Raw genomic sequence first — 12,091 nt, 5'->3', positions numbered from 1 at the left:
TATGAAATTCAACAGAAAACCACATGATAATAGTATAGATAGTTATCTTACTAAGATATATGTTAATAAAGGAAAATTTGAAAAAGTTATTAAAGAATATCAGGAAGATAGAGAAGTGCAAAGTAGTACAGAATATAGGATGATGACATCAGAAGACAAAATTGCAACAGATAAAGGTTTTGCCGCTGGTGCATGGCATTTATTTACAAACTTTATTATTGGCGAAAAAGGAGTTGATTATTATTTAGCCGAGTGTTTTTTAGATGGATTTGGCGTTACAAAAGATTCTACATTGGCTCATTTAACACTTAGCATAGGTGCTAAACTTGGAGATAATAAATCACAAGAATATCTAAATAAAAATAATATAAGTATTCCGCAACATATTAATAAATTAGCAGATAAATGTGTAACTGAAATAAAAAAATATGAATCAGATGTCAAAGGAAGAGATGTGACATGGGAAGAAATGGTGGCGATAGCTAAGAGCTTTGATTATTTTGTGAAGAAAGAGCATAATATTTCTTATTATAATAGTATTAAGGAGGATTGTGCCGGTATGAGAGAATACTGTGCATGTATTGAGCCTATAATAGAAGATAATGCAAATATACAAGTAGATATGACGGGTCAAGAAAGTAGCGGTTGCTGCTGCGTAATTATCTAACAATGACGAGCAGATGCTCAACGACTTCTACCTTCATCTTTGTGTTTATTTAGGTGCTTGGTAGAGGTAGTTTTCTTAATGTTTTGATTTTGAGAAGCGGAAGATTTAACAGAATGTTTGATATCAGAGAGCTTCTCAAGGTCTTGCTTAGAAAGTGAGGATAGTTGTTTTGGAATGTTTAGCTTTTGTTTTTGCGTGCGTGACGGTGGTCTTCTACCGATCATATCATCTATTGAGGCGTCAAGGAAGTTTGCAAGGGCAAGAGTGGTCGCGGCACCGGGCGTAGCACTGACGTTAGGATCTAGAAACATTTTTAAGGTCCTATCACTCATGCCAATTTTCAAAGAAAGTTGAATAGGACTAAGGTTGTGTTCTTTTATTGTAGTTTTTACTATAGATGTTAAGTTTTTGGTAATGGCATGGTGGCTTATAGGTAAAAAAAACTTAGGCTTAGAATTATAGTATTTTGGATCACGTCCTAAGACTTCATCAAGCGATACTTGGAAATAATCGGCTAATTTTGTTAAAGTTGCTACTCTTGGATTAGATAGAGTACCATTCAGTATTTTATTAAAAATAGGCTGATTAATCCCACATTTCATGATAAAGTCTTTTTTCTTAATTTGCATGCCTGAGATTTTGTGTGTTAGGAATTGCTGTAAATTCTTACCTACTGACATGAAATAATAAAACCAAAATGAAATTTGTATTTTCTTCTTGACAAGCAAGATGAAAGATGGTTAAGCTTTAATTAGCACTAAAAAATTGTGTGGAATTTCTTGAAAGATTTTAAGAAAGGATTTGTTAGTTCTCAGTAAGTATAGAGTCGGGAAACTTAAGTACTTACTGAGAATGAAAACATATGAAATTAATTAAATAGCCGCGAGCGGTTTTTTTAACTAACCAACCATAAAGGTATTCCTATGCTAATACGCATTTTCAAAAATATCAAGTCTTTTCAAGACAAAAATTCCAAAAACATAGAAAAAAATATCAAAAAAGTCACAAAAGAAACAAATAATGGTTATTTAGCGTCGCTATATTCAACCGGTAGTGCAGCGATAGACAACTATATCCAACTTGTTACGTATTTTGTGTAATTAATTTAACCAATCATCAGTAATCAATTAATTAAAAAAGGAGCAAAGCTAATATGAGGACTAAAGAAGTAATTAATATAATTAAAAACCAATCTAACAAACTAAAATATGCCGCAATAATTGGTACTACATTATTGATAGCCGTAGATGCGAACGCAGCATGGGATTTAAGTAAGCAAGTTGGGGATGCGATAATATCGCCTGTAGTTAAGTTATTTAAAGATTATGTTTCATTGATTATTGGTGTAGCAGCTGGAGGAGGCTTGGCTCTTGGTACGCAAGGTGATTTAAGAGAGAGAGCAAAAGTAGCGGGGAACGGCTTTTTAGGAGGATACGGAGTGATTGAAGTTATCAAAGCTATGACCGGCATTTAAAAGCAATATGACAGCACTAGGAGCAAGTAAGCTATGACAAAAGTAAGATTCAATGAATGTTTAAACAAAGAGACACGATTTTTCAATATATCGATTGGGGTAATTCTTGGTAGTTGTACGACAGGTATTACTGTTTGGGCTTTAAAGAACTTACTTTTTGGCGTAGCTGCAAGCGTTGTTGGTGCAGTTATGGGTAGTTTTCTGATGAAGGAGTATAGGCTTGGCAATATTCAAAAGAATTTATACTGGCGATGGTTTGGTTCAAGAGTTTTTCTTGGACAAGGGAAGGTATCAGAAGGGTATATAGAAGAGGTAAGTTTAATGTATTTATCGATGCTGCTTGATTTAAATAAAGATGTAGTAGGTTATAAGGAGGCATTAATAAGCAAATATATAAGCCATAGCAGTACTAAATATATGAAAGAGATCAGACAGTATTTTTCGCATGTTAAGGAGCAGTATAAGCAGTTTGGCTTATCTACATATTTTGCTGTTAAATCTTTGGAGATCAATTCATCAGATAATAGCGTGATTGCTAAAGGAGTGCTAACTACGAAGTTTGGGGATCACGGAATTGATATTAAAGAGACTTCATATTTTTTAAGTTATGATTTAGCCGGAAGCACTCTTAGATTAAAGGAGTTTTATCATATTGCAAGCGAAGAAGAGCTGAAGAAAAAAGAGACACTACTAAAAGAGGAAGAGGAAAATATGCAGAAGATAGAAAAAGCAGTGAATAAGAGAGGTATGCATCATGATTAGTAGAGTTAGATCGTTAATACTTAGCATTACCTTTATTATTTTAACAACAGGTGCTGCATTAGCAGAGCAAACATATTGCTATAAGCAAGGCAGCAGCATTAAGGCGGTAATCAGCAAAGATCATTTAAACAGAATATGGTTTTCAGGAAAATCTATTATTGAAGTAATAGGCGATAGCACAAAATACAAGATAATACAAGATGCTGTAGGTAAGAACTTATTTATCACGCCTCTTGCAGCAATTGGTGAAGATATAGAGATGTCAGTAATTGAGGCAGGAGGTCGCACAATTGATCTTAGTTTAAGAGTAGCAGGCAGCAAAGGACAGGTAATTTTTATAGAAGAGAAGCAAAGCTGTCATTCATCAAAAGATACAGATAATCAGGAAATAGCAAGATTAATGCGATATATGCATTCAAATAAACCTGATAAATACATTGTAGATACAAATAAGAGATATATTCATAAATTAGAGTTGCAGGGACTAAAAATAAGACAAGATATGTCATATAGATATGGTCCTTATGTAGGTGCAAAGCTCACTATTACTAACATTTCATCAGGTGTTTTTAAAACAGGTAAAGATATATCACTTACTGATTGTCTGTTAAAGCAGATATATTTGAAGGTGAGTATGCAATGATTAGAAAGAATTACAGCATATTACGTCCTAATCGTAATTGTTGTGTATGGATAGCCTTGAAGGAGGTGGAACGTGATTAATTTAAAAGAAATATTTAAAAATATCAGAGATAAAAGAACCAATTTAACATCATCTGAAAGTGAGTCCACAGAAAACACAAGTGTTAGCACATACCGCAGAGCACAAGAGAGAAGATGGTTATATGTATGTTTGCTAATTTTAGGTGTGCTTGGTGCCGCGATGAAGTTACAAGTCGGCAGCACTAGTCAGATTAAGCATGAGGAAAAAAGAGCAGATGAAGGGCGTAATATTGACACCTCGTACGAGGCGATGGATGGCAACAAAATATGGCAAAACCACTTTGAGGATAAACTAAGGAGTAGTCAGCATGAGTTACAAGAGAAAGTAGAAAGTTTAATGCGTGATCTGCGTGCTAAGGAAGATGAGGAGCGTAAGCATCGAGAGCAGGAGCTGCAAAAAATGGCTGAGCAGCTAAAATTTGCTCAAGATGAATTAAAAAGTGCAGCACAAGGCTCAGTAACAGAGGCAATTTACCAAAGAACATTAATGTAGATATTAGTAAATGCAGAATTCAAGGCAGCAGCTACGGGGATCTCTCTAGTGAGAGAATTATTATTAGAGCTGAGAAATTAATCTGTATTGATCCTAAAACGGAGTTAGTGACCACTAGTGACGTTATAGGTGTAGTGCATGGTGATGATGGTATGAACGGTATTAAGGGCAAAGTCATTGCCACAAGTAATAGACATATTAAAAATGCATTTATCGGCTCGATGTTAAGCGGTCTTGCCTCCAGCAGTAAAGGAGTGGAAGGTTTAACTCTAACATCACTTGGAGCAGTTAATACAAAACGCCAAGGATTTAAGGATTTAGCAGGTCAAGGACTTTTAAGCGGTGGCAGTAATGCGGGTGAGAAGATAGCTGATTATTATTTAAGACTTGCTGAGCAGATGTCGCCGGTACTTACCGTGCCGGGCGGAGTTAAGGTGGATGTGATATTTACTAAAGGCTTTTTCTTAGGCGAAGTTGGCATGCAACAAAAAATTGCCAAGGCCCGCAAGATTAATAAGCAAGTACAGGCGGAGGAGTATGATGAATATTAAGAAACTAGTGCAGAACAAAAGGCTGTGGTCAATGTTTTTGATTGCTGTAAGTATGAGCGGCTGCTCTACATATAGTAGTCATTTTGGTTGTCCTGACGCAAGGGGGCTTAATTGCACGCCAGTAAGCATCGTAAACGCACAAATAGATAGTGGCAGGATTGAAAGCGTCGCAAATAAAAAGAAGAGATGCAAGGGCGGTAAATGCTATACGCAGAATCAAGATGATATGAAGCCGGAATTGAAGTTAGAGGATTTAAGATAAAATGGTGTTTGGAAGATTAATAGAGAAAGTAGAAGATTATTGCGGGTTTGCGTCAAGCGAGATGAAGGAAACTTCAACAAAACGTTTAAACGAGCACCTTGAGAATAATTTTTTAGGAGCAGTGCCACTAAAAGATTATCTGCCCTATAAAAGCTATGTACCTGGTATTGGTATATTTTTTAATGATGACGGTATTGCTGGTTTTCTGACAGAAATTTCAATGAGAGTAGGTAGTAATGAGCTACTTGAGAAGAACTTAAATCTTTTCTTCAATAATGAAATTCCTGAAGGGATTTACATGCAGTTTTTAGTAGTAGGCAGTAATAATATTGAAGATAAGTTAAGTTTATGGAGTAGCGAAAGAACAGCTCATAATGATCCTATGTTAGATAGAATTACAAAATATCGTGAGGCTTTTTTTAAGAGAGAGAGCTAGAGATATCGGTAATAGTGATGGACGTATAGGCAGAGATTGGAAAACTTATGTTAGCTGCACTATGAAAGGTGTTGATGGCAATAACTCTAAATTAGAGTTACTTGTTAAGTTCAAAGAAAAGCTGCTTAAGAAATTTGCATCAATTAAGCTAAATACTCGTAGCTGCGATGTTGCTGATTTGCAATATCTTGTTAATGACTTGGTTAATATGCAGCTTACTCCTTTATTACTGCAAGGAGAAGTGGACAGGAAAAGTAGCAAGGCAGAAAATAGCAGTCATACAAAAATTAATTCTAATAAGCATAATTTACTTGAGCGTATATCGGATCAGATATTTGAGGGGCTGCATGAGGCAAATATTACTGAAGAAGAGATCAAGCATTTAAAAACTGATTTAGTTACTAGAGGATATTATCTCAAGAAATTACCTGAGAGTTTTGGGATTAACGATATGGTGTCACTTCTTGGACCTGATCTTGAAGGGGGCTTCCCTGCAAGATTAATAATAAGTTACACCATAGCTAATAACACAAGCAAGGTAGATGAGGGAAAAATAATTGCAGAAGGTCTGCGTAGTATTCACGCATAGGAGAAATGGTACACAAGACATGACATTAGTTTGCAGAATGAAGCGAAGTGGTGGAAAATCTTAATTGATCGCAATAAGAATGGTGAAAAATTTTTAACTGAGAATTTGCAAGTATTTATTACAACTACAAAAAATGCTATGGAAATAGCAGAAGAGAAACTGCTTAGCCATTATAATAGTTTAGATTTTCAATTAGCACGAAATGATAAGTTGCATCTTGTTGGTTTGTTATCAATACTGCCAATGCAGCAAGCAGCTTTTTGGAAATCTTTAAAATTCTTTCAACTAGTAAAAAACGTTCCTGCAAGTGAGGTAGTTGCTAAATTACCTATTCATGGTGAATGGAAAGGTATTAATAAAAGCGGCGTATTATTACTTGGTCGCAAAGGTGAGATGTTTAACTGGAATCCATTTTATAGGGTGGGAGGAGCTGGTAACTATAATGTGTGCGTGATGGTACCATCAGGTAGTGGTAAGTCATTTTTCTTGCAGGAACTTGCTACTAGTTTAGTGTCTCAAAATGTACAAGTATTTGTGCTAGATATTGGCTCGTCTTATCAAAATATTGTGGAAGGCTTGAATAATAGAGAGTTCTTAAGATTTAATGCATTAAATGATCTATCACTTAATCCGTTTCACGGAATTATAGGTAGCGGAGCTGTTTATTTAGAAGCTCAGAAGCTAAAGCGAGAAGGTAGAAGCAAAGAAGAGATTATGCATCGTACAGGTCTTACCACTGAAGGATTAGAAATATTATTTTCAGAAAATAATAATACAAAAGAGGTTGCCGAGAATGAGACTATTGAGGTTTTAAAAATTGGAGAGCATTTTGTTACCAAGGATGCAATTATTTACGCAAAAACTACTATAGCTACAATGTGCGGTGTGAGCGGAGATAACACAAAAGAAGCTATCATTGAAAAGGGATTAAATGAAGGAATAAAGCAATACGGCGACACATTAAACTTAGATAAATATGCGGGTGTTTTAGAAGGGATGGAAAATGGTATGGGAAGAGATCTTGCAATATCTCTATATCCATATACATCAAACGGGGTGCATGGTAGGTATTTCAGGCAAGGCAAGAATGCTAAATTCAATTCACCTTTAACTGTATTTGAATTTGAAGAAGTTAAAGGTGATGAGGTGTTCTTATCGGTCATTTTGGGTATAATATTAATGCAAATCACGATGCAATTTTTATGTGGGGATAGAAGTAAGAGATTTGTATTAATTGTTGATGAGGCATGGAGAATTATTGACCATAGTGTAGGTTTTTTAGAAGCATTTGCAAGAACTGTCAGAAAATACGGTGGGAGTTTAATCACCTGCGTACAAGAGTACAAAGATTTAAATAACGGTCCGAAGCATCAGGCCATTTTAAATAATAGTAGCTGGACGGCAGTGCTGCGTCAAGAGCCAGCTGGGATTGGTCAGATGAGGCATTCTGAGAAGTTCAAGAACTGCGTATCATTAATAGAGACTATTACCAAAGATCCGGAGAATAAATATTCTGAAATTATGATTATGGGCAGTAACTTACGTGTTGTAGGGCGGTTAGTGGTAGATCCGTATAGTGAGTGCTTGTATTCGACGGAGAGTGAGGATTATGGCTTTTTGCATCAATGCAAGAATAATGGCATAGATAAGGATACGGCAATTAGGGAGCTTATCAAAAGAAAAGGCAAGAAACTACCGGCATTTAAGGTGGTTCATAAAAGTATAGAGCCAAAAAGCGGTAGAGAGGAGATAATTCTAACATGAGTCAGAATCAGATATCAAATAATGAGTCTAAGACATCACTTCAGGTGGAAGTGTTAAATAATATTAAAGTCAATAAGCATCAAGTGAATGTAACAATGATATCTATAGTATTGTTAATATTCTTAATAGGATGTTGTTGTGGACATCTTGGCTCTCAAATGCTTTCTAATTACCAAGATAAAATGCAAATATTATATGTATCACGCAGTGAGATAATGGATTTAGAAAAAGCAAGACTTGAGCAGCACCAAGACCCTGCGGGCAGGATGTTTTTTGGAGAGATTAATAAGGCAATCAGTTTAATTAGAAGAGAAGCTATTAATTACGAGGATAAATATCAACGTGTGATATTTGTAGGGGATAATTATGTAGAAGGCAGAAACACTAAATCTATTAGTAAAATAGTATATGAAAAAGTAATACAGCAATTAAATGGCACAGAGTAGTAGTATATAGTGATGAAATTAACATTAAAAATACTCATAATTTGTAAAGTAATATTTATTATTGATGCCCATGCTATGGATTTTGGGAAGCAAGGTGCAACATACGAGGTAGTATAGGAAGGGTTTGTTGCTATGCTCAAGAGTCGTCTAGAGGCTCTTGATTTGCAGCAACATCAAGAAGAGATGCTACAAGCAGCAAGACGTCAGGTATTAGAACCAGCACCTGTTGTGGGATTAAGAGCTACAGGTGAGCCAAGGGAGTTTTGGTATGATCCAAGTTTTACATTAACAAAGGATATTAAACTACCTGACGGCAAGATATTACATAAGGCAGGTACAAAAGTGAATCCGCTAGATCACATGGTATTTGATCGTGAGCTAATATTCATTGATGGAAGAAGTCAGGAGCAAGTAGAGTGGCTTAAAGCACGATTAGATGGTGCAGAGCAAAAAAATAAAGAGAAGAATAACACCGAAAACAATAGTTTAGAAATTCGGATAATTCTTGTAGGCGGAAAAATCTTAGAGTTACAAGAAGATATAGGCAGAACATTATATTTTGATCAGGCAGGGGAGTTAACGAATAAATTTGGTATAGAGCAAGTACCGGCAATAGTGGTACAAGAAGGAAAAAGATTGAAAATACAAGAAATAAAGATTTAAAAACTGTATAATGGCTTAAAGTATATAGGATCGATAATTATGGTAGTAAAAGATATAGGAATACAACAAGTTAAAAGGGAATTAAATTCTAGGCAGGAAGAACAAAAGATAGAAGAGTTATACCAAAAAGCTGTTAGTCATATTGACTATGCACGTGAATTCGTACGTAGAGTAGTAGATTCAGAAATGGTTAAAGCTTACTTTAATATTGGTAGAGATATTGTAGAAGAAGAACAGCAGGGGCAGAAACGTGCTGAATATGGAAGTCTTTTATTAACAGAACTTTCAAAACGACTTACAGGAAAATACGGGCGTGGTTTCAGTATCAGTACATTGCGCGATATTAGGCAGTTCTACTTAGTATATTCAAGTAATATGCAAATTCACCACGCAGTGCGTGGTGAATTTGATTTTAAGCTTGGATGGATTCATTATAGAGTATTGATGAGAGTAAAAAGACAAGAAGCACGTCAGTTTTATGAGATAGAAGCAATCAACAATAATTGGTCAGGTCGCGAACTGGAAAGACAGGTGAATAGTTTATTATTTGATAGACTTTTAAAGAGTAAGGATAAACAGGGATTATTATAGTTAAGCCGCAAAGGTCAGGAAATTCAAAAATTTGAAGATACCATAAAAGAGCCGTTAATATTAGAGTTTTTAGGTTTACCGGAAACTCATCAATTAGTGGAATCAAAGTTAGAAGAAGCATTAATTAATAATTTACAGCATTTTTTACTTGAGCTTGGCAAAGGATTTGCATTTATTGGACGGCGAAGCGATTAACATTAGATGGCAATCATTTTTATGCTGATTTAGTGTTTTATCATGTGATTCTAAAATGTTATGTAATTATTGATCTTAAGACGCAAAAATTAACGCATGGTGATCTAGGGCAAATGTTATTGTATGTAAACTATTTTGATCAAGAAGTAATTTCTGAAGGAGATAATCCGACTATTGGACTAGTGCTTTGTACTGAAAAGAGTGATGCAATGGTAAAATATACATTGGGTGATAAGGCTAAACAAATTTTTGCAAGTAAGTATCAATTCCATTTGCCGAGTGAAGAGGAGCTAGAAATAGAACTGATGCGTGAAATTAAGGAGATTAAGAGGCGTTCTAAAACTAAATAGTAAAAAGTAATAAAAGATATCTGAAAAATAAAGAGTCTAAAATTGGTCAGGCAATGCCTGACCAATTAACCACTTATGTCTATAATTGATATTGGTCAACTACCTGTTGACCAATATCCTTTATGACTATTATAAAGTAAAATACAAAAGTACAAGATCCAAGAGGGCATTATGGGAAACAAAGAGAATTCAAATAAGGTGGTTAACCATTCACAAAAGGCTAGCAGTAGCGTGAAAAAATATTTTTGGCGAGTATGGGCATTAGATAAGATGATAACAAATGCACTAATCATAAGTTTATCCATGCTTCTGTTGCCTAATGCACGTGATGTAATAATTCTATTTATTATTATCATGCTAGGTTTTGGATTCTATATGCTAGTTGCAAGTCTATTTGATTATGGCGGGGAAAAGGTCTTAGGGTATTTCAGGAAGACGAAGTCGGAAGTGGCAAATGTGGGGCAGAATAATCCTGTGATATTTGGAGATAGCCTAGATGATCTCACCAGTAATTTATATGCATTAGGCTTTAAGCTAAACGCAAGAATTGGAGAATATTATTTATATAAGAATAGAAATTTTATTCTGCCCAGTGGAGATTTTTTAGTTAAAGAAGTAGGTGGTGTTTGTAGGATATATTCTACTCGTTTTGATCTTATTTTGAGATTAGCAAAATATATTAATCTGCAATTTTTAAATAATTATAAAGATATAGAGCAAGAAAACAATGCTGCCAACTGTAGAAAATAAAGTAGGGATAATAATGTTGTAGTGATGTTTCGTAGCAGAGCTGCGTATAGATTCAGCTATAAAGCACATAATACTCCAAAGTATTATACACTATAACCAAAGTGCGATGAGAGTAGATTTGATTGTGCCACTAAGGTCAAAGTTAGCATAGCAATTAGTATTAATTGAGCATAATAAGATCAATACGCAGTATTTCAAGCACGTGGTAAAATATTTAGTAACCATAATGATTAACCGACAAATACAACTGAAAGAGCAATAGTTTAAAATAAAAATGAAGTATAATACGAGAAGTTCGATTCTCTGCACGATGCTTGGCGGCTACGCAGAGAATCGGATGATAACACAAAAGATCATCATACTGATAATGGCAATTTGCATGCCTTTTTCAGTATCTGCAAATATTACATGTCAGGGGCGATTTGTCAATCCCATAACGGATATATGTTGGTCTTGCATATTACCTATTTCTATTGGAAGCATAAATATTGGTAAGGGGATAGCTCCTAAAAAGAGAGATACTAAGAATCCAAGTAGTCCTATTTGTATGTGCACTAAAGCAAATATTCCAACACCTGGAATATCGATAGGTTTTTGGGAGCCCGTGCGTTTAGTAGATGTGACAAGGACGCCATATTGCATGACTAATTTAGGCGGTGTATCTCTTGGTAGCGATAATAAGAAAATAAGTAGTTTTAATAGGAGTTATGCAGATAGCAGCTATAGACATGATAGCTTTATCACGTGCATTATTACGCTTATCCGCTCATTTACTGGTTAGAGTTAATCACCGATTTCATGTGCTTAGAAAAAGGTAGTTTTGATGTTGCTTATATGTCGTAGTTTGATGTTACTTGGAACGATCCAAAACTACAGAGTTTATTAAACCCTGAAAGCATATTATTTGGTAATCCCATAGCACAAGCAGCATGCAGTATGGACTGCTCTGCTGCAACTCTTAAATTACCGATAGATAGAATGTTTTGGTGCGGAGGTTGTCTTGGCAATCTATATCCTTTTAGCGGAGCAAATGCGGATCATGAGGGCGGGGTAGGGTCTAGTAGTTTACTGACTTTAAGAGTTCTTGCAAAGCAGCATAGACTAGGTTTTGCAGATGTAACTTCAACAAGTAGTTCTAAGGTAAATGGACCGTTATGCCGCAAGTCTAAAAATCTGAAGATTAAAAAGAGCCAGTACAAGTTACAGATGGTCAATCCAAGAGCTACAACCGGTGGTAAGGATATTGGTTGCTGGCCCGTTGGTCTTACTGATACTGCCTATAGTAGCTTTCGTGAGTATTCGTATAAGTGGCAAGATTTTGGTTATTTAATTTGGAGGAAAAAAAATTGTTGTGCACTCTAATTTTAATGATTTT

General features: G+C 35.2%; 16 protein-coding genes and 2 pseudogenes. 17 read left to right on the top strand and 1 reads right to left on the bottom strand.

Features of this window, described 5'->3' with window-relative positions; translation table 11 throughout:
• Nucleotide 1 precedes the first annotated feature (1 nt).
• Nucleotides 2-667: a hypothetical protein gene (locus ACE38Q_RS03660; protein WP_500190142.1), complete on the top strand. Its 666-nt coding sequence runs from the start codon at nt 2-4 to the stop codon at nt 665-667.
• A gap of 17 nt (nt 668-684) precedes the next feature.
• Here ACE38Q_RS03660 and ACE38Q_RS03655 read toward each other — a convergent pair whose 3' ends face one another.
• Nucleotides 685-1,347 (bottom strand): helix-turn-helix domain-containing protein, encoded by a 663-nt coding sequence (locus ACE38Q_RS03655; protein WP_500190141.1) that lies wholly within the window; start codon nt 1,345-1,347, stop codon nt 685-687.
• 473 nt (nt 1,348-1,820) lie between these two features.
• Between ACE38Q_RS03655 and ACE38Q_RS03650 the strand changes: the two genes are divergently transcribed.
• The 16 genes and pseudogenes from ACE38Q_RS03650 (at nt 1,821) to ACE38Q_RS03575 (ending at nt 12,078) form a co-directional block, all read left to right on the top strand.
• Nucleotides 1,821-2,141 (top strand): hypothetical protein, encoded by a 321-nt coding sequence (locus ACE38Q_RS03650; RefSeq protein WP_500190140.1) that lies wholly within the window; start codon nt 1,821-1,823, stop codon nt 2,139-2,141.
• 33 nt (nt 2,142-2,174) lie between these two features.
• Nucleotides 2,175-2,903 carry a TraE/TraK family type IV conjugative transfer system protein gene (locus ACE38Q_RS03645; RefSeq protein ID WP_500190139.1) on the top strand — a complete coding sequence of 243 codons (729 nt, stop codon included), beginning with the start codon at nt 2,175-2,177 and terminating at the stop codon, nt 2,901-2,903.
• Complete coding sequence (locus ACE38Q_RS03640) at nt 2,896-3,546, top strand: TraK domain-containing protein (protein WP_500190138.1); 651 nt, start codon at nt 2,896-2,898, stop codon at nt 3,544-3,546. Before ACE38Q_RS03645 ends, ACE38Q_RS03640 begins: the two co-directional genes overlap by 8 nt.
• Before the next feature lie 72 nt (nt 3,547-3,618).
• Nucleotides 3,619-4,119 (top strand): hypothetical protein, encoded by a 501-nt coding sequence (locus ACE38Q_RS03635; protein WP_500190137.1) that lies wholly within the window; start codon nt 3,619-3,621, stop codon nt 4,117-4,119.
• Complete coding sequence (locus tag ACE38Q_RS03630) at nt 4,059-4,670, top strand: TraB/VirB10 family protein (protein ID WP_500191251.1); 612 nt, start codon at nt 4,059-4,061, stop codon at nt 4,668-4,670. Before ACE38Q_RS03635 ends, ACE38Q_RS03630 begins: the two co-directional genes overlap by 61 nt.
• Nucleotides 4,657-4,932: a hypothetical protein gene (locus ACE38Q_RS03625; RefSeq protein WP_500190136.1), complete on the top strand. Its 276-nt coding sequence runs from the start codon at nt 4,657-4,659 to the stop codon at nt 4,930-4,932. The genes ACE38Q_RS03630 and ACE38Q_RS03625 overlap by 14 nt, the downstream gene beginning before the upstream one ends.
• Before the next feature lies 1 nt (nt 4,933).
• Nucleotides 4,934-5,368, top strand: coding sequence for a TraC family protein (locus ACE38Q_RS03620; protein WP_500190135.1), 435 nt, complete (start codon nt 4,934-4,936; stop codon nt 5,366-5,368).
• Nucleotides 5,340-5,957 carry a hypothetical protein gene (locus tag ACE38Q_RS03615; RefSeq protein WP_500190134.1) on the top strand — a complete coding sequence of 206 codons (618 nt, stop codon included), beginning with the start codon at nt 5,340-5,342 and terminating at the stop codon, nt 5,955-5,957. Before ACE38Q_RS03620 ends, ACE38Q_RS03615 begins: the two co-directional genes overlap by 29 nt.
• Before the next feature lie 30 nt (nt 5,958-5,987).
• Nucleotides 5,988-7,721, top strand: a complete 1,734-nt coding sequence (locus ACE38Q_RS03610; protein ID WP_500190133.1) for a TraG/VirB4 family ATPase — start codon at nt 5,988-5,990, stop codon at nt 7,719-7,721.
• On the top strand, nt 7,718-8,167 hold the full coding sequence (locus ACE38Q_RS03605) for a hypothetical protein (RefSeq protein ID WP_500190132.1): 450 nt from the start codon (nt 7,718-7,720) through the stop codon (nt 8,165-8,167). Before ACE38Q_RS03610 ends, ACE38Q_RS03605 begins: the two co-directional genes overlap by 4 nt.
• A 132-nt stretch (nt 8,168-8,299) precedes the next feature.
• Nucleotides 8,300-8,830: a conjugal transfer protein TraW gene (locus ACE38Q_RS03600; protein WP_500190131.1), complete on the top strand. Its 531-nt coding sequence runs from the start codon at nt 8,300-8,302 to the stop codon at nt 8,828-8,830.
• Nucleotides 8,831-8,869: 39 nt separating this feature from the next.
• Nucleotides 8,870-9,421 (top strand): DUF1016 N-terminal domain-containing protein, encoded by a 552-nt coding sequence (locus ACE38Q_RS03595; protein WP_500190130.1) that lies wholly within the window; start codon nt 8,870-8,872, stop codon nt 9,419-9,421.
• A 96-nt stretch (nt 9,422-9,517) separates the two neighbouring features.
• Nucleotides 9,518-9,966 (top strand): annotated as a pseudogene (locus tag ACE38Q_RS03590) (PDDEXK nuclease domain-containing protein).
• Nucleotides 9,967-10,137: 171 nt separating this feature from the next.
• Nucleotides 10,138-10,716: a hypothetical protein gene (locus ACE38Q_RS03585; protein ID WP_500190129.1), complete on the top strand. Its 579-nt coding sequence runs from the start codon at nt 10,138-10,140 to the stop codon at nt 10,714-10,716.
• Between the two features lie 274 nt (nt 10,717-10,990).
• Nucleotides 10,991-11,497: a TraU family protein gene (locus tag ACE38Q_RS03580; protein ID WP_500190128.1), complete on the top strand. Its 507-nt coding sequence runs from the start codon at nt 10,991-10,993 to the stop codon at nt 11,495-11,497.
• A gap of 17 nt (nt 11,498-11,514) precedes the next feature.
• A pseudogene (locus ACE38Q_RS03575) lies at nt 11,515-12,078 on the top strand (TraU family protein).
• Nucleotides 12,079-12,091 lie beyond the last annotated feature (13 nt).

This window comes from Rickettsia endosymbiont of Thecocarcelia acutangulata, assembly GCF_964263195.1.
Lineage (GTDB): Bacteria > Pseudomonadota > Alphaproteobacteria > Rickettsiales > Rickettsiaceae > Rickettsia > Rickettsia felis.
The sequence above is the reverse complement of the archived record's forward strand: the minus strand, read 5'-3'. Positions and strand labels throughout refer to the sequence as shown.